We start from the raw sequence: 24188 nt of genomic DNA on the forward strand, positions 1-24188 counted from the left end.
TTTTCATGACCACCCCTTCCGAAATCCAACGTGCCCTCAGATCAGAAAACGGCAAAGACTGGCAGCAAAGCGGCCCCGTTCGCAATGCCACTTGGCCCGTCGAACCCGGCGAGAGGGAACACATCGTCAAACTCGTCCTCGGCCGATTGGGCGAAGCCATGGACGAAAACGACTGGTCCGATGTCCTCCCCATCCTCGCCTCCGGCCTCAAGGACCATTTCCCCAATCTCACCCACCTCCACTTTTGGGGCCTGCCGATGGAACAACTCGGCCCGTTGCCGGACAAACTGAAGGTGCTGGATGTGAGGAAGTGCTCTCGGCTTACCCTTTTGCCAGTACTCCCGAACGCGCTCGAAACCCTCGATCTCGGCGAATGCGTGGCACTCAAGGACAAGGGTCTCCCAAAGCAGGGGATCTCCGGTCTGCGCTGGTTCCATGTGGACGGCTGCCTGGACATTTCATCGAAACGGATCTCCAGCTTCTTGGAGGACTGCCGGGATTTGGAGGAATTCAGCGCCAAAGGATGCAGCCAAATCGACGAACTCACGTTGCCAGAGCAGGACGCCAACCCGCCCGATGGAGAAGGGCACCCGCAGTTCCCTCCGCGGAGGCTGAAGAAATTGGTGCTCGAAGGCTGTTTGTCTCTTCGGAAACTGCCTTGTCTCGCGGGTTACCCGTGGCTCTATCATCTCAACCTTTCAGGGTGCAAAGCTCTGGAAAACTTGCCGAAGTTGCCTGCGGGCATGCGTTACGTGATCCTGCATGGCTGTGACGTCTTGACCGGATTTCTCGGTCAGAAGCTCGGTCCTCTCGACCGGGGAGCTAAGGATGAGAACGTTATCGCCAATCTTCGGAGTAGGCAGAAGTTCGGCGACGAAATCGGATTTTCCGCCCACGCCAAAATCCTACTTATGGGAGATGGCCGGGTTGGGAAAACCACGCTCGCGAAGCGACTCGTTTGGGACAGCATGGGTTCGGACTGGCAGGCGGCGAATCATTCCGCCAGACCGGTGGTCGGAGAGCCCTTTACCGAAAAGGTCGCTTTCCGCAGTTGGCAAACGCGCGTCTTCCTCGAGCCGGAGCAGGCCAACGAACTCAATGCGACAGCGGAACGAGCCCGCCTCGATCCACCGTGCGATGAATTCGGGACGATGCCCGCCACGGTTCGGATGCTCGATTTCGGAGGCCAGGAACTCTATCACATGACCCACCGGATCTTCGCCAGCGAAGGGACGGTGTTCCTCCTAGTTTGGAATGAAAATGATCCGGATTGGAAGGAGATCGACAAGGAGGGCGAGACCGTTGGTTTTTCGCCGGAGGAATGGCGCGACTTCAACCGGCGGAGAACACTTGAATACTGGCTCGACTATATCTTCTCAATGCGGGAGGACGCCAAAGTTGCCTTGGTGTGCACCGGGTGCAAATCGACCGCAGCCAGGGCACCATGGAAGCCGCGACTCGGGCGCCACACGGCCCGCGAGGGGATCGAGTGCTTCCATCTCGATAGCGTCGATGACATCGACTGCGCGGCGAATCAAGAGTATCAGGATCTGCGCAAGTGGCTGGCTGAGAAGTGCGCAGGGGAAGCTTGGCGGACGGGAATCGTCCAGCCCCGCTTCTTCGGGGAAATCGGTGACTACGTCGGGAGTTTGCTCGAAGAGAACGAGCGGGAGCGGGCCCGGCACAGGGATCCCCGGCATCTCCTGATCAGCGCCAAGGATTGGGGCAAGAGAGTGCAGGAAGCGCACGCGAAAACCTCATCCAGCCTGGGTCTGGATTCGAACGACATCGAAGCGATCACTCGTTACCTGCACGATGGTGGGAGGATCTTCAGGGTCCGGGGGAATGGCGAGGAGGCAATTCTGATCGATCAATACTGGGGCAGCAGGATCCTTTATTCGCTGCTTTCCCCAAGATCGCCTCTCACAAGGGTGATCAAAGAGAACGGAGGATGGTTCCAGTTGGCCGCGCTGGAGGTCACGAAAACCTGGCAGCGGCTACCCGATGGGCTGCAGCGTGAGATGATCCTGCGCTACATGGAGGAGTGTCGGGTGATCGCGAGAATTGCAGGGGACGGAGAGGTGCGCTTGGGCGGAGCATTGTACGTTGCTACAGAGAAGTGGCTCCTGCCTGAATTCGCTGCGGTCGAAGCCCGGATTTCCGCAGTGGCCGAGTATGTAAGGCGACCGGGCACGCGGACCCTGATGCGAGAGGACTTCCGATTCGAGGAACCGAAGATTTCGGAATTCGACTACCGCGCCCTCAGCGGTTACCTCAGCACTCGATTCGGGAAAAACGTCATCTGGTTCCGCAACGGAATGTTCGCAACCAACGATGAACTCAATCCGGACTGGTTCATTCAGTTGAAATGGGAAGAGGAGGAGAAAGACGGCTTCTCAGGGCGCCTGAACGCCCGGATTTGCGCTGACAGCGATGTCATCGAGGCCTATGCAGGCCTCCTTGAGGAAGCGTTGGCCGGTGATGCCTGTCCGGTTCCGGTCTTGCGCAGATTGAAACGAGCGAGAGATTGTCACGATGAATTGGACATCAGTTTCTATCGGAAGCTGGAAGGTGGGGACTTTCAAGTGGCAGTATCGAGTGCGGGCGCGGACGCGTCGCTTGCCGAAGCGCTCGTTGGTTTCCTGAAAGCCAAGGGTCTTAGGACTGCTTGGTATCGCGACGATCAATGCCGCTCGGGCGACCGGGCGGAGTTGATGAACTTCATGAAGAGCCTGTCACTTCCTCCGGTGATTGTTCTCATCCTCTCGGATCACTACCTATCTGAGGACAATTCCAAATTTTATTGTGCGTGGGAGCTGGCGGATGCTGTCAAGGCGATGGCGAGTGGCAAGCGAGTTCCGGCGCAAACGGTGGTGATCTATTCTCCTGGTGAGATCGTCAATTCAAGAACGATCCACAGGGTCGCCAAGACGCGGTTCCTTGCACTCGAGGATCACTTTTGGCGCCAATACGTTGCTGAAGGCTCTGATGGCCAAGTGGAGTTCAAACCTTTGCAGGATATGAGCCTGCACTTCAAGACTGCGGTGAGTAATCTCGCGGTCTTTCAAGCGCGCCGTGGAAATCTCGGGACATACGCGCATGCTTTGAGCTTGCCTGGTGGCGGCTGGGATTTTTCGGAAGTTCTCGATCACGTGAAGAAGGGATTGGAAACCACGCATTCGAACCGGAAAGGCCCCGGGTGCTGAATGCAAATGGAACACTTAAGTCGTTTGGCTGTGGGACAACAAAGAAAGCCCCCGATCATTGTTCCCCTGGACGATGGCGTCACCTTGACCTTCCGGCACATCCCGGCGGGGAGCTTCCGCATGGGGCAGCGGGGTGGGGAGGCGAACGAAGAGCCGGTGACGGAAGTCTTCGTCGGGGAGTTCTGGATGGGGGAGACACCGGTGACGCTGGAGCAGTATGGGGTGATGGCGGGCTGGGCAGGGTTGGACCCGAATCCAAGTTATTTCGAGAATCTCGAGGATTCGGCACGGCGGCCGGTGGAGCAGGTGAGTTGGGATGATGCAATGGCGGTGGCGGTGGAATTGCGGAAACGGATGGAGGCTCTCGATCGGCTGCCTCGCGTGCATGGGGTGGGTTTGCCCAGTGAAGCGATGTGGGAATACGCCTGCCGGGCGCGGACGCAGACGGAGTATTGGAGTGGTGATGGGGAGGCTGCCTTGGTGGAGGTGGGATGGCATGGCGAGGAATGGGTCAAGGGTGGCACGCACGTGGTTGCGGGTAAGCGGCGTCCCAATGCCTTCGGCCTGCATGACATGCATGGCAATGTATGGGAGTGGTGCGCGGATGTTGATGAGGACGATGCCTACCGGATGGTGGTGCCCGGGGCGGTGATGCCTTGGCCGGCTTGCGGACCACGGCGCAAGGATGACCACCGCCCTCGCGTGCTGCGCGGCGGCTCCTGGGACTTCACGGCCTGGGGGTGCCGCTCGGCGTATCGCTTCAGGCGCTGGCCCGGCCTCCGCCACAGGCTCATCGGCTTCCGCCTGTGTGTGTTCCCCGGTCCAGTGAAACAGGGGCCGGAGGCCAGAGCGGAGTCCGCGACTGGAGCCAAGGCAAGGAGGGACGACGCAGCCGTGGCGGAAGGGGTGGACGGAGCGGATCTGAATACGAACTTCCCGCCGCGCAGCGGCGAAAATTCTGACGCATGAACCACCCCTCGAACGAACTGCCGACGCCTGCAGAGATGACCGCGCATCTCGACAGCTACGTGCGCGGCCAAACGCTGGCGAAGCGGGATCTGGCGGTGGCGGTTTACAACCACTACCTCGCCCGGGCCCTGCGCGAGCGGGACGGCGAGGATCTCGGCCGCCATCACCTCCTCATGATCGGCCCGACGGGTGTGGGGAAATCCTATCTGGTCCGGACCCTCGGCGATTTCCTCGGCGTGCCGGTGGGCTTTTCCAGCGCGACCTCGCTGGTGGAGGCCGGCTACAAGGGCAGCAGCGTGGAAAGCGTGGTGCGGGCGCTGCTCGACCGCGCCGGGGGCGATGCTCGGAAGGCGGAGAAGGGCATCGTTTTCCTCGATGAGATCGACAAGATCCGCCGTGGCGAAACCGGTGGCCGGGACGTCAGTGGCGAGGGGGTCCAGAACGCGTTGCTCACCCTGCTGGACGGCCGGATGTCCGATGGTGAGGAAACCTCCCGCCACGCCGGAGTGGATACCGGCAAGCTGCTTTTCGTCTGCACCGGGGCCTTTGTCGGGCTTGAGGAAATCGTCAAAGCGCGCCTCGGTCGGGGGAAGGGGACGATGGGCTTCCATGCCATGGGCGGGAAGGACGCGGAAACCCGGGAGCTGCTGGGGGAAGCGCAGACGGCGGACTTGGTGAAGTTCGGGATGATCCCGGAATTCATCGGTCGCTTCGCCACGGTCAGCGTGCTGCACGAGCTGAGCCTCGACGACCTGCGTGCCATCGCGGGTGCCGAGACCGAGCAATCGCCGCTGAGCCGCCAGCGCAAGCTGGCCCGCGCCCATGGCATCGAGCTGGTCCTCACCGACGACGCGCTGGATGCGATCGCCCGCGAGGCGCAGGAGCTGGGAACCGGTGCGCGCGGATTGCACCGGCTGATCGGCAAGGCGGTGGACGGCGTGGACTACCGCTGGCCGGAGCTGGCCCGCGACGGCGTCACGCGGGTGGAGATCGACAGCGCCGCCGCGCTGGGCCAAGGCGAGCCGACGCTGGTGAAGGGCGAGCGGATCTTCGAGCCGATCGATGAGGATCTGCGCCGGGAAAGCCTGCGGGGCCTGCCGCCGAGGCCGCGCCCGGTGCTGCGGCACGCCGCGGCGGACGGCCTGACCGACGTCTCCGGTTGGACCGAAGAGGCGATCTGGAACCGGGTGGAAGAGATCAAGGCGAGGCTCGGATGGGGAGAAACGACCGGCAGCGCGCGCAAGTGGTGGGAGACCTTTGAAAACGAGAACCGCCACCGCCCGGCGCTGATCCTACGGCTGTGCGAGGAGCTGAAAAAGCGCGACGCGGCGATCGAGGAGTTTTTTCTGAGCTACGTGTATTCCAACACCGACAACATCCAGGCGAACCTGCATTTTCTCGACTACCGGCGACTGAAGGAGGCTGGAGAGAAGAAGGAGCCGAAGAGCTGAGGCATTGAATCAATCTCCGAGGGTAGGGAGATAGCTGTCCAGCTCTTCCATTCGAATCACCCGGATGGAATTGAGTTCGATGGTCGAGGTGGTGATGCCCTTTTCGGAAAGAATCGCGGTCATGCGGCGATAGAAGGTGGCGATCTCCCGGCGGGCGAGTTGCTGCCGGAATTCCACGTTGGCTTCCAACTGGCGGGTTTCGTCCTGAGTCCGCCAGAAATCGTCCACGCGGGTGATGACCTCATCCGAGGTGAGGAGCGTGGTGGGGATGTCGATCATGTGCAGGGGTGAGTTCGCCCCTGTCCTTGGAAGAGCATAAACGCTGATGTCCCTACCGTCGCGGATTCGGACGTGGACATTCGAGGTGTGGAGAGTCTGCTTGCAGTATTCATCCACCTGCTTGCGGTTCATCAGATGGTTGGGAACGACGATGGTGAGAGTGTAGCCCGACTCCTTCTTCCATGGATGGGCTGAGTCGTCCTCAAAACGAATCGACTGCTCTTCATCCAGCTTCTCGTGGACCGGGTTGACGAAGTTGTAGAAGTAGCTCTGAACGAGACCCAGGGCCGGAAGGTCGGAGTGGAAGAGGTCTTCGCCGAGATTGGAGAGCTGGGCGATGATCTCGTTTGCGATCGGTTGGAGTGCTTCCTCCCACGGCATGGCAGGAGCCGGGTCGTAGGAGAAGAGCTTGCTGTGGCGCATGTAGGAGGGGACGCGGACGTTCAACTCGGAAGGAACGAGCATGAACACCTTCTTGGTGCCGAGCCGGGCCATGGTGGCACCGAGTTCGAAAACGACATTGTCGCGAGGGACTCGGATTTCGCGGCTGGAGCCGTCGACGAGGGTTTGGAGTTGAACGTCGTCTGCGCCGAGAACGAGGACGGCGACGTCGATGGTGAGGAGCTTGCGTAGGAAAGTGGTCAGGATCGTTTCTCCCTCGCGGTCGAAAAAGCTGCGGTAGGGGACGATGGGGAAGTGCTTGCCAAGGAGTTCGGCCAGCGCTTCGGCGATGGGGTAGTTTGCCCCGGAACTGAAGACGACGCCACTGAGGTCGGGTCGGAGTTCGTATCGATCCATGTTGGAGTGGTAGTGGGGAAAAATGGGCTGAGATTGCTAGGTTGTGGGACGGGGGCGTCCCACCTCCAAGAGGCCGATGGCCTGTTTGATGACCTCGCCGGTGAGGGGAGATGAAAGCAGGGTCTCGGTATTGCCGAAGGCGTGGATGGCATCGCGAAGGGCTTCGCGGACGGAGATGGCGAGCATGAGGGGGGGTTCGCCAACGGCTTTGGAACCATGGATGGTGTGGTCCTGGGTCGCGTCGGTGAGGAGTGAAACGCGGAAGTCGGCGGGGGCATCGGACCAAGCGGGGATGGCGTAGGTGCTGGCGCTGTGGGTGAGGAGGTGGCCGTGCTCGTCCCACTTTAGCTCCTCGCTGGTGAGCCAGCCGGCCCCTTGGACGAAGCCGCCTTCGATCTGCCCAAGATCGGTGGCGGGATTCAGCGAATCCCCGACGTCGTGGAGGATGTCGGTGCGCAGGATGCGGTGGATGCCGGTGAAGCCGTCGATTTCGACTTCGGTGACGGCGGCACCGAAGGCGAAGTAGTGGAACGGGCGGCCCTTGGGATTGGGCTGCGACCAGTCCCACTGGAGGCCGGGGGTCTTGTAGTAGCCGGTGGCGGAAAGCTGGACCCGCTGCATGTAGGCGAGCGCGGCCGTTTCGGCGAAAGTGAGGGATTCGCCTGAAGAAGTACGGAAGTTGCCGTTGGTGAGCGTGAGGTCCTCGGGGGCGACGCCGAGGTTGCCGGCGGCGACGCCGGTGAGGCGTTGGCGCAGGGTCCGGCAGGCGTCGGCAACGGCCATGCCGTTGAGGTCGGAGCCGCTGCTGGCGGCGGTGGCGGAGGTGTTTGGCACCTTGTCGGTGCGGGTGTGCATCATGCGGATGCGATCGGCGGGCAGGGTGAGTTCGCGGCAGGCGACGCTAAGGATTTTGGTGTGGAGGCCCTGGCCCATTTCGGTGCCGCCGTGGTTCACTTGAACCGAGCCGTCGGCATAGATGAGGACGAGCGCGCCGGCTTGATTGTAGTGTTTCAACGTGAAGCTGATGCCGAACTTGACCGGGGTGATGGCGAGACCTCGTTTGAGGTGAGGGCTGCCGGCATTGAAAGTATCGATGGTCGCTCTCCGCGCGGTGAACTCCGATGAATCCAGGAGTTCGGTCCAGATGCGGTCGAGTCGGTTGTCGCCGAGGTCCTCGCCGTAGTGGGTGGTATTGGTCTCGCCGCTGCCGTGGTAGAGATTTTTCCGGCGGACTTCTTCAGCGGGGAGTCCGGTCTTTTCAGCGATGCGGGCGAGGATTTCCTCGATGACGAGCATCCCCTGGGGGCCACCGAAGCCGCGGAAGGCGGTGTGGCTGGTGACGTGGGTTTTGCAGACCTGGCCGCGAAAGCGGACGTGCGGGATGAAGTAGGCATTGTCGAGGTGGAACAGGGCGCGGTCGTTGACGGGAAGGGAGAGGTCGAGCGACCAGCCGCCATCGGAATAGAGCTGCACGTCGGCGGCGAGGAGCCGGCCAGTGGCGTTGAAGCCGACGCGGTACTCGGCGAGGAAAGGGTGGCGTTTGCCGGTGGTGGTCATGTCCTCATCGCGGTCGAGCTGGAGGGACACGGCATATCCGGTTTTCATGGCGGCGAGGGCGCACAGGGCGGCGACGGGGTTGGCCTGGGATTCTTTGCCGCCAAAGCCGCCACCCATGCGCGGGCACTCGACGACGACTTGGTGCCGGGACAGGCCAAGAACTTCAGCGACGATGGTCTGAGTCTCGCTGGGATGCTGGGTGGAGGAGGTGATGTGGATGCCGCCTTCGCCATCGGGTTCTGCGAGGGCCGCCTGGGTTTCGAGGTAGAATTGCTCCTGGCCGCCGATTTCGAAGCGGCCATCGAGGCGGCATTCGGAGTGGGCGAGGGCGTCGTCGACATCGCCACGGGCGAGGGTGTGTGGGGTGGTGTGAAAGGATCCGGCTTCGATTGCAGCGGGGATGCCAAGGATGGGTGGAAGGGCGGTGAATTTCGGCGTGATCAGCGAGGCGGCGTGACGGGCCTGTTCGGGAGTTTCGGCGATGACGGCAGCAATGAGCTGGCCGTGGAAGTCGATTCCGTGGTGAGCGAACAGGGGTTCGTCGTGGCTGGCACAGCCAGTGTTGTTGCTGCCGGGGATGTCTGTGGCGGTGAGGATGGTGACGACGCCGGGGGCTTGGTGGGCGAGGGAGAGATCGATGGACTCGAGGACGCCGCAGGCGACGGTCGAGCGGACGCCGTGGAGGTGGAGGGTACGGCGGCGCAGGGCGATGTCTTGGGTGTAGAGTGCGGAGCCGGTGACGTGTTTCACCGCACTTTCATGCGGAGTGCCGAGCGATCGGGCCGACGGGGTTGCCGGGTGCGGGCGGGGAGGGGGGCCGGTGCCGGTGCCGGTGGCGCACGTGAATTTGAGGTAGAGATCGCGGATCAGCTGGTGGCGGTAGGTGGCGGAGGCGCGGGCGTCGGAGATTGGGGCGAACTCGGTGGCGAGCAGAGAGAGAATGTTTTCGGATCGCGCCGCGGATTCGGAGAGTCCGAGCAGGGCGGATTCGGTTTTGCGGGCGCGGATTGGGGTGGGGGCGACACCGCCAAAGGCAAGGCGGGCATCGGTGATGCGGCCGTTTCCGTCCTGGGCGATGCGGATGGCGGCGGAAACGATGGAAATGTCGAGTTCGCGGCGGCGTGCGACCTTGAAGAAGTGAGCGGTGCCGAGTTGCCGCCGGGGGATGTTGATGGAGAGGATGAGTTCGCCGTCCTGAAGCTGGGTTTTCCGGTAAGCGACGAAGAAGTCACTGAGCGGAAGCGTGCGGGAGCCGTTGCGCGACACGAGGGTGAGGGAGGCGTCGAGTGCGAGCAAGGCGGGCGCGGTGTCGCCAATGGGCGAAGCGGTGGCGAGATTGCCACCGAGGGTCGCGCGGTGGCGGATTTGCCGGGAGGCGAATTGGGGCCAGAGTTCGGTGAGGATGGGAAACTCGTTGGCGAGGGCATCTTCGACGTCGGTGAGTGGAGCTCCGGCACCGACATGCCAATGGGAGTCGGAAGTTTCGATGCGCTTCAGTTCGGCGATGTTTTCGAGCGAGATGAGGGCGGCGGGGCGGAGGGCACGCTTGTTGAAAAGTACGGCGAGTTCCGTGGCTCCGGCGACAAAGAGGGCATCGGGGAAGTTGGCTTTGAGCGAAAGGGCCTCTGCCAGAGTGGTGGGGACATGGAAGTTGGGTGTGCCCAGGTCCGCCGAGTTCGGAGCGCAGCAAGCGTGCTCGCGAAGCGAAGACGGGGGGAGATTGGCGGCGGCGTGCTGGATGGGGCGGTAGCCGGTGCAACGACAAAGATTGCCGCAGAGTTGGTCGGCGAGCTTGGCGGGGTCGGAGGTGATGCCCCGGTCGGCGGCTTCGACCATCGAGCAGATGAAACCAGGGGTACAGTAGCCGCACTGGGACCCGTGGTGGTCGACCATTGCCTGTTGGGCAGGATGGAGGCGATGGGAGTCTGCTAGGCCCTCGGAGGTGACAATTTCGCGACCGGAGAGGGAGAGGACGGGGGTGATGCAGGCGTTGATGGCGCGCGGGGGTCGATCGACTTCGAGGAGAAGGATGGTGCATGCGCCGCAGTCGCCTTCGTTGCAGCCGCATTTGGTGCCGGTGAGATGGTGATCGCGGAGGAAATCGAGAACGCTCCGGTGGGGCGGAAGACCGGCGAGATCGAAGGCGCGGCGATTGATGGTGAGGGTGGGCACGGAAGAGAAGGGCGGATTTTCAGCAGTCGGATTCGGGGCCGGGGATCACGAAGCAGCGAGGGTGAGGAGGGTATGGGCGAGCAGGGTGGTGCCTTTGGCGATGGCTTGGGGAGAGGAGAATTCGTCGGGACGATGCGACCAGCCATTGAGGCAGGGGATGAAAATCATGGCGGTAGGGCAGAGTCGGGCCATGAAAAGAGAATCGTGGTAGGCGCGGCTGATCAGGCGGGTGGAAGTATAGCTCAGATCGGTGGTGTGAGTTTCTGCGACTGCGAGAATTTCCTGGGAACAAAGGGCGGGTGGATCGGAATTGATGAGGAACCAATCGAGCTGGACGCCGCGTCGTTCGCAGATGGTCTCTGCGGACTGGCGGATTCGGATGAGGGCGGCATCGCGGGCGGCGAGGTCGGTATCACGGAAATCGATCTCCATCAGGGCGTGGCAGGGGATTGAGTTGATCGCCCCTGGTTTGACTTCGATGACGCCGGTGGTGCCAACGGTATCGGGGGAACCGGATTCGAGGGCCGCAGTTTCGACGGCGAGGGCGGTTTCGGCTGCGGCGAGGAAGGCATCGTGGCGGCCAGGCATGAGGACGGCCCCGGCATGGCCGCCGGTACCGGTGAAAGTGAGGCGGAAGGCGGCGGGAGCAGCGATTTTTTCGACAAGCCCGATATCGATACCGGCGGCTTCGAGGTGAGGGCCTTGTTCGATGTGAAGTTCGATGAAGTGGGAATAGGAGCCGGGAGTGAGGCGTGTTGCGGCAAGGTCGCCGGAATACTGGGGAGGTCGTAGTTGTTCAAGGGAGATGCCGTTCGGGTCGCGGAGTTGGCGGGCTTCGTCGGCGGTGATCGTGCCGGCCATCATGCGGGAACCGAGGCAACCGATGCCGAAGCGGGTCGGTTCTTCGGCGGTGAACATGATGAGTTCAATCGAGCGGCGCGGTGTTTCACCGGATTCGGCGATGGAGCGGAGAGCTTCGAGGCCGCCGAGGACTCCGACGACGCCATCGTAGGCGCCGGCATTCGGGATGGCATCGGTGTGGGAGCCAGTGGCGACGGCGGGCAGGGAGGGATCGCTCCCTGGCAGGGTGATGAAGAGGTTGCCGATCGAGTCGGAGCGGGTCCGAAGGCCGGCATTTTCGGCAAGGGTCAGAAGCCAGGCGCGTGCGGTGAGGTCTTCCTCGGAAAAGAGCACTCGGGTCACGGCAGGTGCCGGGTGCGCGGAGATCGTGGCGAGGTGAGCCAGTTCATCCAGAAGGCGGGGGATGTTGGGAAGGAGAGGCACGGAGGTGAGGTGGCAAGGTGCTTGAGGAAGTCCACGCACCGATCGGGGTCATGGGAGTCGATGAATGTCCTTGTAGTAGAGGTAGGTGGCGGGTTCGTCGCCGATGGCCGCGAACCATTGCGGGCAGTAGGGGGCCATCCAGATCGCATCGCCTGCCTGGACATGATAGTAGCGGTCCTCCAAGCGGTAGATCCCCTGTCCGGAGAGCATCAGGAGTCCGTGTTCCATGATATGGGTTTCGACAAATGGAAGGGTGGCTCCGGGCTGGTAGGTGAAGATGTTGATTGCGAGGTCGAAGTGGATATCGGTGGGCAGAAGGGTTTGCAGGAGGGCGCGCGGGTTGCCGAGAAACGGTTCGGCGGGAATGTCGGCGGCATTTCCATGGGTGACGGGAGGGCTCGGGATGCCGGAAATCGCCGCGAAGACTTTGCGGAATACCGTGAGGCGCGCGCCAGGTTCCCCGTGGAGGGTGAGGTGGGTGTGAGCCGGGGTGAAAAGGAAGCCGCCTGAGGTGAGTTCTTGAGAGCCGCCCGACCATTCGGCGCGGACCGGGCCGTATTCGACGTAGATGGCGTGCTCGTGGTCGCTTTCGGGAAAAAATGCAGTCGCGAGGGGTTGTTCGAACAGCAGGAGGAATTGGCTGAGGGAGGCCCCGATGGCGGGGGATAGGATGACGTGGGTGCGCACTCCGGACCAATGAGGGAAGTCCGACGGAACATGCCCATCCGGTGCGATGAGGGCGTGGCGGGCTTGGACGGAGGTTCGAGTGTTCATGGGAAAAGGGGCATGGGTCCGTGCTCGGTGTGAGAGGGCCGAAGGAAGCGACCGCGGGTCTGCGCGGCGACCCGTTGGCCTCTCAAGAAGGTCTCTGCAATGCGGTAGCGGGGTGTGAAACCGAGGTAGGGTGAGAGGGGATGGCGGGTGAGGAGTTGATCCGTGGAGATGGGCTCGGAGTTGGATTCGACGAGCACGAAGTCGGCCTCGAATCCGGGGAGAAGATGACCTTTGTGTGGCAGACGGAAGCGGGATGCGACACGGGAGCTCCAAGCCGGAGCAAAGTCCATGGCGTGCTGGAAGAGCAAAGGGAGGCCATGCTGGATGCCAGCGATGCCTCCCCAGATGGCAAAGAGGTCGTCGCCGATTTTGAGTTCGGGAGAAGATGGAGAATGGTCCGAGCCGAGAGTGTCGATCTGTCCTGAAAGGAGTCGTTGCCAAAGCGCTGCGACCGTGGCGGGTGACCTGAGAGGAGGGGCGCATTTTGCGGCAGCACCGATGCGTTGGGCATCATCCGTGTCGAGAAGGAGGTAATGGGGGCAGGTTTCGACCGTGACGTCGATGCCAGCCGATTTTGCGGTCGTGACCAGATCGATGCCTTCGGGGCAGGTCACATGGACGATGTGGAGGGCGCAGCCAGTTTCGTGAGCGAGGTCGAGGGCGAGCTGGATGGCGTCGAGCTCGAAGTCGATCGGTCTTGATTCGAGCCAGGCGGCCATGTCGTGACCCGTGAGTTGCCGGGGTTGGGCGATTTCGGCGTGAACTCCGACGGGAAGGTGAAGGTCGGCCGCGATGCGCATGCCCTCGCGCAAGGTTGCCGCATCCGCCGCGGGAAATTCGTCGATTCCGGAATCGCACATGAAAGCCTTGAAGGCGATGGCACCCGCGGCGGCCATTTCCGGGAGATGGCGGATGGAATCGGGCGTGAGTCCGCCCCAGAGCGCAAAGTCGAGATGGGAGAGAGATTCGGCCAAGCGACGCTTTTCCTCGAGGCGTTCGCGGGTGGTGACCGGAGGAGACGAGTTGAGCGGCATGTCGAAAAAGGCGCATCCTCCTCCGGCGGCGAGTGCCCGGGAGCCGGTCGCGATGCCTTCCCAGTGTTGGCGACCCGGTTCGTTGAAATGCACGTGAGAATCGATCCAAGCCGGAAGGAGAACCGCGTGAATTGCCTCCATCTCTTCAAGGGCGGATCCGCTCACTGAAGGACCGGAGTCGACGACAAACCCTTCTTCCACGGCGAGGGAGAGGGGTTGGCCGTCAGGCGCCAGAGCGTGGACGAGAAGATCGTACATCAGGTGTTAGCGAGGGATTTTAAGAAGCGCACAAGAACGCGGATGGTGGCCTCGATGTCCTCTGGGGAGGCGAATTCGTCGGGATGGTGGGAAAGCCCATCCCGGCAACGGACCATGAGCATGGCGATGGGGCCAAGGGCGGAGATGGCGACGCCATCGTGACCAGCACCAGAGACCAAAGTACGGCAGATGCCGAACTCTTGCTCAATGGCCTCGGCGAGGTGCCGTGTGAGCAGCGGATCGCAAGGAACAGGAGGGTTCTCCTGGACGATGGACCAGTTCAATGTGAGTTCGCGACGTGAGGCGACTTCGTGAAGGGTATCGTGGAGGCGAGCCAGGAGCAGTCGGTGTTCGACTGGATCGGGATGGCGAAAGTCGAGCGAGAGCGAAGCGAAGCCAGGAATCGAATTGGAGACCGAGGGGTGGAGATGAAGGGTGCCAACAGTGGCGACGAGAGGGGGGTGCGCACGGGCCTGAGCTTCGATGTGGAGAATGCACTCGGCTGCTGCTGCTAGGGCATCACGGCGGAGCGGCATGGGAGTGGTGCCGGCATGGTCGGTGCGACCGGTGAGGGTCAGTGTGAGTCGCGATTGGCCGGCGATGGCCGAGACGACGCCAAGTGCTTCCCCTGCTTCTTCGAGGACACGTCCCTGTTCGATGTGAGCTTCGACGTAGCCGAGAATAGAGTCCGATGAATAGGAGATTTCAACTCCGTCGTCGAAGCCTTCGTGAGCGAGGGCCGCGGCGACAGTGGTGCCGGAGGCGTCCCGTTGGGCGAGAGTTTCGGAGTCGAGAGGTCCCGCGAGTGAGCGGGAGCCGAGGTAGGTGGTGTGGAAGCGAACTCCTTCTTCGTCGGAAAATGCGAGGAGATGAACGGGAAAGGGGAGGGATTGATTTCCGAGTGTTTCCAGCGCCGCTAGGGCGGTTAGAATTCCGAGGGGGCCGTCGTATTTTCCGGCGTCCTTGACGGTGTCGAGATGGGAGCCGAGTAGCAGCGGGCGTGCGGTGGGTTGTGACCCGGGAAGAATGCCACGGAGTGTGCCGTCGCGGGCGCGGTCGGTGGACATGCCGATGGCACGCATCCACTCCATAACCTGATCCCCTGCCTGGCGGCTGGCGGGCGAGAGGAAGGTGCGAAGGAGGAAGTGAGGGTCGTCGGAGATTCGCCCGAGAGCCTCCAGCCGTTCGACGGCACGCTGACCTGCCTCTGTCATTTCAGGATCCTCGGTAGGTGCTGTAGGCCCATGGGGTGAAAGAAAGAGGAATGTGATAGGACTCCCCGGCGGTCACGCGGAAGGCGATGGGAACGGTCTCGAGGAAGGGGGAATCGATGCCGAGTTGGCGATAGTACGGACCCACTGAGAATTCGATCTGGTAGTCCCCCGTGGCCGGGTCGAGGGCGAGGGGGGCCTCGCTGCGGCCATCGGCGTTGGTGGTGATCTCAGTGAGGAGTTTTCCCTGATGGAGGAGGCGCACACCGAGCCCCGCGGCGGGTCGGCCACGGGTGAGATCGAGGGCATGCGTGGAAATCTTGGACATCCCTTGCAACTGAGCAGAAAGCGGGCCGGGAGGCAAGAGGACGGGAGCCGCATTTGCCCGGTGACTTGCCGGTGGGTTCTGCTAGAATGCGGAGATGATCGAGCAGCGATATCCGGAGAGTCTCCCGGTGTGTCCTCTGCCGGAAGGGGCGGCTTTGGTGGAAGCCCTCGACTTCCGGCGGTTGCCGAAGGTGTTGCTCCATGAGCATTTGGATGGGGGGTTGCGCCCAGCGACTGTGATCGAGTTGGCGCGGGAAACGGGCTATGGGGGATTGCCGACAGAGGATCCAGCGGCCTTGGCAAACTGGTTTCACCGGGGTGCGCAGAGAGGCAACCTTCCAGAGTATTTGGAAGGTTTTGCGCATACCACTGCGGTGATGCAGAGAGCGGACGATTTGGAGCGGGTGGCCTACGAATTCCTGGAGGACATGGCGGCGGATGGTGTGGTCTACGCCGAAGTGCGGTTTGCACCGGTGTTTCATACATCGGGGGGGCTGAGCCAAGATGAAGTGGTGGCAGCAGTGCTGGCGGGTTTGGAGCGTGGCCGAGGTGCTTTTGGCGTGGAATGGGGGTTGATCGTGTGTGCGATGCGGGATCGTCAGGATTCGCTGGAGGCTGCCGAACTGGCGATTCGATGGCGGGACCGCGGAGTGGTGGGATTTGATTTGGCAGGGGGAGAAGCTGGGTATCCGCCGAAGAAGCATTTGGCGGCTTTTCAAGCGATCCACCGTGCAAACTTTTCGATCACGATTCACGCGGGCGAGGCGTTTGGGCTGGAGAGCATCTGGCAAGCCTTGCAATGGTGTGGGGCTCACCGTTTGGGTCACGCCACGCGACTGGTTGATGATATGGCGGTTGGTGCCGATGGCTCTTGGAAATTGGGAACACTTGCTCAGTATGTTCTCGATCGTCGGATTCCACTGGAGATGTGTTTGTCGAGCAATGTGCACACGGGGGCTTGTCCTTCTCTGGAAGCGCATCCCTTCCAAGGATTTCATGCGATGGGATTCCGGGTGTTTCTGAATACGGATGACCGATTGATGAGTGACACGGAGCTGTCGAAGGAGCTGGCATTGGCGACGTCTTTGTTCGGTCTTTCCCTGTTGGATTTGGAGAAGATGACGATGAATGCGATGAAGAGCGCCTTTGTCTCCCACGCGGTTCGGGTGGGATTGATTCATCGTCGTCTGCTGCCGGCCTATGGTGTGCTTTTCGCGGAATTGACGGCTCGGGCGTTTTCCGGTGAGTTCGATCCCAGTTTTTCCCCTTAGTTTGATTGATTTTGCCATGACTGCATTTCCAGAACGCATCCTCATGGGGCCCGGCCCCAGTACGGTCCCCCAGCGAATTCTTCGGGCTCTAGGTGCTCCAACATTGGGGCATCTTGATCCCCGTTATATCGAAATCATGGACGAGACCTGCGTGAAGCTGCGGGAGGTGTTCATGACGGAGAACCGACTGACTTTTCCTGTGTCGGCAACGGGCATGGCAGGAATGGAGTGTGTGGTGACCAATTTGATGGAACCGGGGGATGAGGCGATTGTGTGCATCAACGGCGTCTTTGGCGCGCGGATGGCGGAGGTGATGGAACGCGCGGGAGTGGTGGTTCACCGATTGGAGGTCGCGTGGGGAGAAATCTTCACCGACGAGCAGATTGCAGAAGAGGTGCAGCGACAGCCAAAGGCGAAGGTGCTGACCATTGTGCATGCGGAGACCTCGACGGGTGCGCATCAGCCGCTGGAGGGGATTTCAAAGATCGTTCATGATGAGGGGATCATGCTGGTGGTGGATGCCGTGACCTCACTTGGGGGGCACCCGGTGAAAGTGGACGAATGGAACATCGACGCCATCTTTTCGGGGACTCAAAAGTGCCTGTCTTGTCCACCGGGTCTTTCTCCTGTTTCTTTCTCTCCGGCGGCGATTGACGTCATCGAGTCGCGGAAGACCAAGCCACAGAGTTGGTATTTCGATGTGACCATGCTGAAGGACTATTATTCAGGGAAGGGCAAGCGAGCCTACCATCATACGGCTCCGGTCAATATGATCTACGCGCTCCGGGAGGCACTCGAAATCGTCCTTGAGGAAGGCCTTGAGGCTCGGTGGGAGCGCCATGCGCATCTTCATCGGCGTCTGCGTGCCGGTCTTGAATCACTGGGTCTGTCGTACATTCCTGAGCACTCACTTCATACTCTGAACTGCGTGCGTATCCCCGATGGCGCGGACGATGGATCGGTGAGGGCACGTTTGCTGGACACCTATGGCATCGAGATCGGCGCAGGCTTGGGACCTTTCGCAGGCAAGGCCTGGAGGATCGGGCTGATGGGGCACTCCGCCACTCAGGCGAATGTGGACCTCGTTTTGGCGGCCTTGGTCGATTGCCTGGAATGATCCGTGCCGCCGGAGGTGGCCCTGCTTTCCTACTCGGAAAGCAGGGATGGATGGCTCAGCAGGCCTCGGAAATGGCTTGCGGAAGCCGCGATTGAATCGCGGGGAGGATGTCCTCCAGCTGGGTGGCGACAACGAATTCGCCCGGTTGGCAGACGCCATCGAGAAGATCGATGAGAGGATCCCAGAAGCCGATGCCTGCACGATTCTGCCGGTTGTAGATGACGACGGGTTTGTCTTTCATCAGTGGGTTCCCCTGTTGGCGGAAGATCATCAGGGCGAGCAGTTCCTGGAAGGTGCCGGCGCCGCCGGGCATGATGACGAAGGCATTGGAGTGTTGGATCATCACTTCCATCCGGGTGTAGATGTCGGGCCGCAGCCAGAAGGAGGAGAGGCCTTCCGGGAGGCCTTCGAGTTCAATGATGTGGGGGACGTTCGAGCCACCGGTCCAGCCGCCGGCTTGCGAAGCCCCTTTGACGACCGCACCCATGATGCCGGATTTTCCGGCACCGGAAACGCAACCGAATCCGTGATGGGCGATGAGTCTGCCAAGGTTTTCCCCATCTTCGAGGTAGGAGGATTCCTCAAGGGTCGCCGAGCAGAAAACGCAGATGTTCCCGAGCAAGTCGGATGGCGGTGGTTCGTCGGTGACGGCAAGCGGCGAAGATGCGTGGGCGAGCTTTTCGCGACCGGCATCGGGCACTCCGGTCTGGCTGGCAGCACTCAAGGTGGTGAGCACGGTTTCCGGAGTGTCTGCTGAAAGCAGAAATTCACGGAATTCCTGTTTGATCGTGCCGAGTTTGTGGAGGTGGGAAAGCACGCCAAAAAACGGGTCCCAAGAGCGGTCGCTATTGAGGAGCACGGTGGGCTTTCCTGCGAGGTGTTTGTCGAGCGTCTGATACCCCACGAATACCGAGACCGCCTTGAACATGTCCTCGAGGCTCGCACCGGGGGTGAACACGAAGGCTTCTGCCTCGGTGATCTTTTTTTCGATGTTGCCGAGGGTGATGCGCTGGTCGCCGTTGGAGTTGTAGATGTCCCATCCTGCATCAAAGAGCAGGTAGAGGAGTCGGGCGCGGACCGAACGATGAGGGTCGTCGGCTCCGCGCACCGTGCCGGAGAGTCGGACTTTGGCCATAGTACGTGGGGTTAGCTGTTTTGAAATCACCGAACCGACGGAATCCGCTGGCACGGTGGGGTATTATAGCGAAAATCATGCCGTCATGCATCGATTTCTTGAAGAGGCGATCCGGGAGGCCCGGCTGGGTCTTGAAGAAGGGGGCATTCCGATCGGCAGCGTGCTGGTCCATCGGGGTGAAATCATTGGACGTGGGCACAACCGCCGCGTGCAGGGCGGGAGCGTGGTGCTGCATGGAGAAATGGACGCCTTGGAGAATGCGGGGCGTCTGTCGGCGGCTGTCTACCGAGAGTGCGAAATCTACACGACCTTGTCGCCTTGCAGCATGTGCAGTGGTGCGATTTTGCTGTATGGAATTCCACGGGTGATCGTGGGAGAGAACCGGACTTTTTTGGGCGAAGAGGATTGGCTTCGTTCGCGAGGCGTCGAGGTGGTTTTGGCGGAGGACGAGCGCTGTGTGGAATTGATGACTCGTTTCATCGAGGCTCAGCCGACGCTCTGGAATGAGGATATTGGAGTGTGAGGGGGAATCGGATGTCAGGGAAACTCCGCACGGAGGGCAACAAGATTGCTTCTTGTGGGGTTGGAGGACCCGACTAGGTTTTTCTCATGGCTCAAGCGATCGTCGACCCCGAAGAATTGCGCCGTTTTGCGGTGGAATTGCACCGATTCAATGAGGAGTTGCGGGATCGCACGGCTTCATTGATGGCGCGTTATTCATCATTGGGAGAGAGTTGGCAGGATCAGGAGCAGGAGAAGTTTGCGGTCGAATTTCTCCAGACGATGAAAGGGTTGAAGCGGTTCAACGAGGTGGCCGAGCGCCATGCCCCTTATCTTCTCCGCAAGGCGGAAAAGATCCAACAGTACCTCGATCAACGCTGAGTGGGCCATGGCGGGACCGGCGAAGGTAGCATCGATTGAGGCGTTGGAAGAGTTCCGCGCGGCGCTGGCGAGGTATGGCCAGCGCACGGGCACGGCTTTGGACGATGTCTCCTTTGATGTGAAGCGGTTGCGCGAATGGTTGACGCATGATCGCCGGATGGCGTGGGAAGGTGAGGTGAGGCGTCGGACCCGGCGCTGGGAGCAGGCCAAGGCGGAATTGATGACGGCCCAGCTTTCCGGCCTGCGGGATGATCTGGCGGCACCCAAGATGGTGGAGAAAAAAGCGGCTCGGGCCCTCGAAGAGGCGGAGGCCAAGCTGGAAATGACTCGCCAATGGGCGCGGCGATTCGACGGGGTGGTGGCACCTGCGCTGTCTCCATTGGATCATCTGCGCGATCGCTTGGCGATCGATGTGCCGAAGGCGCTGGCGAGTTTGGATGCGATGATTCGAACTCTTGATGAATATGCGGGGCGGACACCGCAGCCTCGCGCTTCGAGTGAAGAGGAGGGAGCACCGTGAACCAGGCAGGTGCATCGGCCGCGGTGGTCCGCGACGCGACCCGCGAATTGATGGTGCGCTGGCAGGCGGTCCGAGAATCCTGGAAGGACGCCAAAGCGGAAGAATTTGCCAGCCATTTTCTCGATGGGCTGCCTGAGGAGGCCGATCGCGCCATCCGGGTGATGGCTGACCTCGAACGACTGATTTCAAAAATCCATGGCGACTGTGAATGATCCGCTGGAGCCCGGCTATGTGCTGGGAACGCTGGCGAAGGTAAAGGGGGCGATCGAGACAACGGCTCGGCGTGAGGAAGCAGCCCGTGATGCGAGGCATGATAGCATTCTGGCGACTCGGCGATCGATCCGTCTCGAGCAGGAGCGTGCAGACGCCGAGATGGAAGGGAAGAGGATTGGGATGGAAGCTGAGTTGGCGGAAATGGAGGCCGCCGGGCAGGCATTCCATGAGCGTCGGAGTGCATGGATTCAGGAGCGATACCACTCTGCTCGGCAGGCGTTGACGGACCGGATTTCGGCGGAGCGAGATCGTCTTCTCGGACAGGCGCAAGGGGAGATGCTGAAGCGCCATGAGGAGCTTCAGGCGACCTACGATCGGGCCAAACAGGAGCTTCAGGCGCTGAGAGAAAAGGCGGCGGGAGATCGAGCTGATGCCAACGATAAGGCGGCTCAAGCTCTGAAATATCTGTGGGGCTTCAAGCCCTTCTTTGCCAAGTCGATGGTGGGGAAGGGGGTGGGTGTGTCTGGAGATTCCGAAGGTTCTTTGAGGGCGGCGGCGGAGAAGTCCTTGGAGGAGGTGAGGGGAGCTTGGCCTGCGAAGGTATTTCGATTTCTGCCGCTGCCGTTGTGGTGGGTGGCGGCGGTGGGAGCCGCCGTAGGGTTGTCGGGTCGCCCTGCCGAGGTGGAAGCTTGGGGAATGCCGGCAGCCTGGGCGGTAGGAGCCGTGACGGTGGTGTATCTGGTGGCGTTGGGAATGGTGTGGACGAAGGCTCGGAGACTCGCGCTGGATCTTCAGCGAATCCGCTTGGCAGGATCGATGGCGGTGAATGCGATGGTCGAAAGAGTGGAAGCTCTGAAGGCAGAGGTCGGTGAGGAGTCGACGGGATTGCGCGCCGGATTCAGTGAGAAGCTACGGGAGTCCGATGGCGATACTCAGGAGAAGATCGCGGTGGGGAGGAAAAAGCTCGAGGCGCAGTGGGAGCGATTGACGGAATGGGAGGAGCGTCTTCACGCGGTGCGGATGGCGAGACGTGAGGCGGAGGCGCTGGAACAGCGGCGCCTTTTTGAGGCGGAAAAGGTGGCGATCGCAGAGAAGGGCGACGAGCAACGGGTTGCGGGTGATGCCGCTTCGGAAGCGGAGTATCAGGAGGTGCTCGAAGGCCTCGCCTCGACATGGACCAAGGAGGTCACGGCGGCGTTGACCCCTCTCGTCGATGGGGAGGGTGATCGGCAACGACGTTTTCCGGATTGGCGGCCATTGGCGGATGGTGATTGGGATCCACCGGTGGCGGCGGAGGAGGTGGTTCCCTTGGGGACATTGAAGATTTCTCGTGCGGATTGGGGGGTGGATCTTCCCACCGAGGAGCACTTCGTTTTGCCTGAAGAGCTGGTGGTTCCCTTGAGTTTGGGTTTCCCGTCCCATGGAGCCTTGCTCTTGGAAGGTGGCGCGGCGGAAGCGGCAGATGCGATGAATGCGCTCGCCCTGCGGATTCTGGCTTCGCGACCGGTGGGGCAGTCGGCATTTACGGTCATCGACCCCGTGGGACTAGGGCGTGATTTTGCCGGTCTGATGCATTTGGCCGACTATGAGGACACGCTGATCCACGGCCGAATCTGGACGCAAGCCCCTCAAATTGACGAACGACTTGGGGAGCTGAATGAACATGTGGAGAAGGTCATTCAGATGTATCTCCGCAATGAATTCGAAACGATTTCCGAGTACAATCGAAGCGCCGGTGAGATGGCGGAGAAGTACCAATTTGTGTTCATTGCCGGATTTCCCACTCACTTCAGTGAAACGGCTTTGCAGCGTTTGCGGAGTTTGTTGGCGGGTGGGCCGAGATGCGGGGTTTACCCGGTGATTCAGATGGAGGCGGCTCTTCAGGATGTGAAGTTGGATGAGGAGTTGCGGAGAACCTGCCTTGTGCTCCGCCAAGACGGAGGGGTTTGGCGCCTTGCCCAGATGGGTGGAGAGGTGGTGTTGGACTCCGCTCCGCCAGCAGCATGGCAGTCGGAATGGGTTCATCGGATCGGGCGGGCTCACGTCGATTCGAACCGTGTTGAAGTCCCTTTTTCGGCGATCGCGCCTCAGGGGGAGTTGTGGACGGAGACCACGGCCGAAGAGTTGCGAGTTCCGATCGGCCGCGCAGGAGCCCGCAAGTTGCAGGTGTTGGCGATGGGCAAAGGAACCCGGCAGCATGCGTTGATCGCGGGCAAAACGGGTTCGGGGAAATCCACGTTGTTTCACGTGATGATCACCAACCTGGCGTTGCATTGCAGCCCGGAAGAGGTGGAGTTCTATTTGATCGATTTCAAGAAGGGCGTGGAATTCAAAGCGTACGGCACGCACCGATTGCCCCATGCGCGGGTGGTCGCAGTGGAAAGTGACCGAGAGTTCGGGTTGAGCGTTCTACGGCGGGTGGATGAGGAGCTGCGCCAGAGAGGTGAGCAGTTTCGGGCCTGCGGTGCGCAGGATGTGGCAAGTTACCGGAAGGCAACCGGCAAGGCGCTGCCGCGCACGTTGCTGTTGATCGACGAGTTTCAGGAGTTTTTCACGGAGGACGATGGCACTTCTCAGGAGGCATCGTTGCTGCTCGATCGAATCGTGCGCCAAGGACGGGCTTTTGGGATCCATGTGATTCTGGGATCTCAAACCTTAGGAGGTGCTTACACTTTAGCTCGGGCAACCTTGGGTCAGATGGTGATTCGCATCGCTTTGCAATGCAATGAAGCCGATGCCTATTTGATCATGGATGATGACAATCCGGCACCCCGGCTGCTGACGCGACCCGGCGAGGGGATTTACAATGATCACGCGGGAGCGGTGGCCAACAATAGTCCATTCCAGACCGTGTGGTTGTCCGAGGAGGAGCGGGGCAAGCGACTGGAAGCGGTTGCGGAAATGGCTCGGGAGCGGGGCTGTTCGCTGCCATTACCGGTGGTCTACGAGGGAAATGCTCCCGCTGAATTGTCGGAGAATCCGCGATGGCAGGAGGCGATGGCTCAATCGCCCAGAGAAGCCCCTGAGGTGAGCCGGGTTTGGCTAGGCGCGCCGAATGCGATCAAGGGGCCCACGGAAGTGAAATTTCCGGCCCAAAGCGGAGCTAACCTCTTGGCAGTGGGGCAAGGCGAGGAACGCATGAAAGCGCTCCTCGAATCCGTGCTACGCTCCCTCTCAGCGCTTCATACCCCAGAGAGTGCACGGTGGGTGATTCTCGACCCTGAAGGCCCGGATGGAGAACTGGGCAGGCTGGCAGCTGCGCTCCCACAGGCAGTGGAGGTGTGGACGCCCACGAATTTGGAGAAAGGGATGGCCGCCTTGCAAGCAAGGCTCGAGGCAGGTACGGAGGAAGAGGTATTTGTTTTGGTGCGGGATGTTCAGCGTTTCAAGGGACTGCGGGAGGAAGATGAGTTTCGCTTTTCCTTCGATGACGATTCGTCCGGTGCTGTGAATACGGCGAAGGTCTTCCAGAGTTTGATCAGCGAGGGTCCGGCGGCGGGCATCCACCTGATCGTGACGGCGGATGCATGGAGCCACGTCTCGCGTTGGATTCCACGGAAGTTGCTCTCCGATTTCCGAATGCGGGTGCTGTTCCAGATGAGTGCGGCGGATTCGTCGGCAATGATCGATTCGCCAATCGCCTCCAAGCTCGGATTGCATCGAGGGGTTCTCTATGACGAAGCGATGGCGACGGTGGAAACCTTTCGGCCCTATGCACGGGTCCGCTGAA

Annotated in this window: 18 protein-coding genes; 10 read left to right on the plus strand and 8 right to left on the minus strand. The window is 61.2% G+C overall.

The features are described 5' to 3' along the window. Positions 1–5 precede the first annotated feature (5 nt). The 3 genes from HNR46_RS08535 to HNR46_RS08545 are packed head-to-tail and all read left to right on the plus strand — an operon-like array spanning position 6 to position 5626. Complete coding sequence (locus HNR46_RS08535; protein WP_184017772.1) at positions 6–3206, plus strand: hypothetical protein; 3201 nt, start codon at positions 6–8, stop codon at positions 3204–3206. Next, positions 3207–4175, plus strand: a complete 969-nt coding sequence (locus HNR46_RS08540; protein ID WP_221285081.1) for a formylglycine-generating enzyme family protein — start codon at positions 3207–3209, stop codon at positions 4173–4175. Then, complete coding sequence (locus HNR46_RS08545) at positions 4172–5626, plus strand: AAA family ATPase (RefSeq protein ID WP_184017776.1); 1455 nt, start codon at positions 4172–4174, stop codon at positions 5624–5626. Before HNR46_RS08540 ends, HNR46_RS08545 begins: the two co-directional genes overlap by 4 nt. Positions 5627–5635: 9 nt before the next feature. Here HNR46_RS08545 and HNR46_RS08550 read toward each other — a convergent pair whose 3' ends face one another. From HNR46_RS08550 to uraH, 7 genes are read right to left on the minus strand one after another with little or no spacing between them, the layout of a single operon-like run. Further along, positions 5636–6703, minus strand: coding sequence for an STING domain-containing protein (locus HNR46_RS08550; RefSeq protein ID WP_184017778.1), 1068 nt, complete (start codon positions 6701–6703; stop codon positions 5636–5638). 36 nt (positions 6704–6739) lie between these two features. Continuing rightward, positions 6740–10432 carry a xanthine dehydrogenase molybdopterin binding subunit gene (gene xdhB, locus HNR46_RS08555; RefSeq protein WP_184017780.1) on the minus strand — a complete coding sequence of 1231 codons (3693 nt, stop codon included), beginning with the start codon at positions 10430–10432 and terminating at the stop codon, positions 6740–6742. 45 nt (positions 10433–10477) lie between these two features. Further along, positions 10478–11755, minus strand: a complete 1278-nt coding sequence (locus HNR46_RS08560) for a M20 family metallo-hydrolase (protein ID WP_343076027.1) — start codon at positions 11753–11755, stop codon at positions 10478–10480. Positions 11756–11764: 9 nt separating this feature from the next. Then, complete coding sequence (gene allE / locus HNR46_RS08565) at positions 11765–12490, minus strand: (S)-ureidoglycine aminohydrolase (RefSeq protein ID WP_184017782.1); 726 nt, start codon at positions 12488–12490, stop codon at positions 11765–11767. After that, the gene (gene allB, locus HNR46_RS08570; RefSeq protein ID WP_184017784.1) at positions 12487–13782 is read right to left on the minus strand and encodes an allantoinase AllB; all 1296 of its coding nucleotides are present in this window, start codon (positions 13780–13782) and stop codon (positions 12487–12489) included. The genes allE and allB overlap by 4 nt, the downstream gene beginning before the upstream one ends. Then, positions 13782–14996 (minus strand): M20 family metallo-hydrolase, encoded by a 1215-nt coding sequence (locus HNR46_RS08575; RefSeq protein ID WP_184017786.1) that lies wholly within the window; start codon positions 14994–14996, stop codon positions 13782–13784. The genes allB and HNR46_RS08575 overlap by 1 nt, the downstream gene beginning before the upstream one ends. A gap of 1 nt (position 14997) precedes the next feature. Further along, a complete protein-coding gene (gene uraH / locus HNR46_RS08580; RefSeq protein WP_184017788.1) occupies positions 14998–15321 on the minus strand; it encodes a hydroxyisourate hydrolase in 324 nt (107 codons plus the stop codon). 94 nt (positions 15322–15415) lie between these two features. Between uraH and HNR46_RS08585 the strand changes: the two genes are divergently transcribed. Together HNR46_RS08585 and HNR46_RS08590 are read left to right on the plus strand one after the other, a co-directional pair. Continuing rightward, positions 15416–16591, plus strand: a complete 1176-nt coding sequence (locus tag HNR46_RS08585; protein ID WP_184017790.1) for an adenosine deaminase — start codon at positions 15416–15418, stop codon at positions 16589–16591. 16 nt (positions 16592–16607) lie between these two features. Beyond that, a complete protein-coding gene (locus HNR46_RS08590; protein WP_184017792.1) occupies positions 16608–17708 on the plus strand; it encodes a pyridoxal-phosphate-dependent aminotransferase family protein in 1101 nt (366 codons plus the stop codon). 55 nt (positions 17709–17763) lie between these two features. Here the strand turns inward: HNR46_RS08590 and HNR46_RS08595 are convergent, their stop codons facing one another. Beyond that, a complete protein-coding gene (locus tag HNR46_RS08595; RefSeq protein WP_184017794.1) occupies positions 17764–18843 on the minus strand; it encodes a TIGR00730 family Rossman fold protein in 1080 nt (359 codons plus the stop codon). An 85-nt stretch (positions 18844–18928) separates the two neighbouring features. Between HNR46_RS08595 and HNR46_RS08600 the strand changes: the two genes are divergently transcribed. From HNR46_RS08600 to HNR46_RS08620, 5 genes are all read left to right on the plus strand, one after another. Continuing rightward, on the plus strand, positions 18929–19366 hold the full coding sequence (locus HNR46_RS08600) for a nucleoside deaminase (protein ID WP_184017796.1): 438 nt from the start codon (positions 18929–18931) through the stop codon (positions 19364–19366). 86 nt (positions 19367–19452) lie between these two features. Beyond that, complete coding sequence (locus tag HNR46_RS08605; RefSeq protein WP_184017798.1) at positions 19453–19725, plus strand: WXG100 family type VII secretion target; 273 nt, start codon at positions 19453–19455, stop codon at positions 19723–19725. Between the two features lie 7 nt (positions 19726–19732). After that, positions 19733–20245 (plus strand): hypothetical protein, encoded by a 513-nt coding sequence (locus HNR46_RS08610; protein ID WP_184017799.1) that lies wholly within the window; start codon positions 19733–19735, stop codon positions 20243–20245. Further along, a complete protein-coding gene (locus HNR46_RS08615) occupies positions 20242–20457 on the plus strand; it encodes a hypothetical protein (protein ID WP_184017801.1) in 216 nt (71 codons plus the stop codon). The genes HNR46_RS08610 and HNR46_RS08615 overlap by 4 nt, the downstream gene beginning before the upstream one ends. Continuing rightward, entirely contained in the window at positions 20441–24187 is a 3747-nt protein-coding gene (locus HNR46_RS08620; RefSeq protein ID WP_184017803.1) for an FtsK/SpoIIIE domain-containing protein, read from the plus strand. The genes HNR46_RS08615 and HNR46_RS08620 overlap by 17 nt, the downstream gene beginning before the upstream one ends. Position 24188 lies beyond the last annotated feature (1 nt).

This window comes from Haloferula luteola (assembly GCF_014201715.1).
Lineage (GTDB): Bacteria > Verrucomicrobiota > Verrucomicrobiia > Verrucomicrobiales > Akkermansiaceae > Haloferula > Haloferula luteola.

What these genes read in the sequence shown, in the direction of transcription:
- HNR46_RS08535 (WP_184017772.1), top strand. Translation starts at nt 6, where the DNA reads ATGACCACCCCTTCCGAAATCCAACGTGCCCTCAGATCAGAAAACGGC.
- HNR46_RS08540 (WP_221285081.1), top strand. Translation starts at nt 3,207, where the DNA reads ATGCAAATGGAACACTTAAGTCGTTTGGCTGTGGGACAACAAAGAAAG.
- HNR46_RS08545 (WP_184017776.1), top strand. Translation starts at nt 4,172, where the DNA reads ATGAACCACCCCTCGAACGAACTGCCGACGCCTGCAGAGATGACCGCG.
- HNR46_RS08550 (WP_184017778.1), bottom strand. Translation starts at nt 6,703, where the DNA reads ATGGATCGATACGAACTCCGACCCGACCTCAGTGGCGTCGTCTTCAGT.
- allE (WP_184017782.1), bottom strand. Translation starts at nt 12,490, where the DNA reads ATGAACACTCGAACCTCCGTCCAAGCCCGCCACGCCCTCATCGCACCG.
- allB (WP_184017784.1), bottom strand. Translation starts at nt 13,782, where the DNA reads ATGTACGATCTTCTCGTCCACGCTCTGGCGCCTGACGGCCAACCCCTC.
- HNR46_RS08575 (WP_184017786.1), bottom strand. Translation starts at nt 14,996, where the DNA reads ATGACAGAGGCAGGTCAGCGTGCCGTCGAACGGCTGGAGGCTCTCGGG.
- uraH (WP_184017788.1), bottom strand. Translation starts at nt 15,321, where the DNA reads ATGTCCAAGATTTCCACGCATGCCCTCGATCTCACCCGTGGCCGACCC.
- HNR46_RS08585 (WP_184017790.1), top strand. Translation starts at nt 15,416, where the DNA reads ATGATCGAGCAGCGATATCCGGAGAGTCTCCCGGTGTGTCCTCTGCCG.
- HNR46_RS08590 (WP_184017792.1), top strand. Translation starts at nt 16,608, where the DNA reads ATGACTGCATTTCCAGAACGCATCCTCATGGGGCCCGGCCCCAGTACG.
- HNR46_RS08595 (WP_184017794.1), bottom strand. Translation starts at nt 18,843, where the DNA reads ATGGCCAAAGTCCGACTCTCCGGCACGGTGCGCGGAGCCGACGACCCT.
- HNR46_RS08600 (WP_184017796.1), top strand. Translation starts at nt 18,929, where the DNA reads ATGCATCGATTTCTTGAAGAGGCGATCCGGGAGGCCCGGCTGGGTCTT.
- HNR46_RS08605 (WP_184017798.1), top strand. Translation starts at nt 19,453, where the DNA reads ATGGCTCAAGCGATCGTCGACCCCGAAGAATTGCGCCGTTTTGCGGTG.
- HNR46_RS08610 (WP_184017799.1), top strand. Translation starts at nt 19,733, where the DNA reads ATGGCGGGACCGGCGAAGGTAGCATCGATTGAGGCGTTGGAAGAGTTC.
- HNR46_RS08620 (WP_184017803.1), top strand. Translation starts at nt 20,441, where the DNA reads ATGGCGACTGTGAATGATCCGCTGGAGCCCGGCTATGTGCTGGGAACG.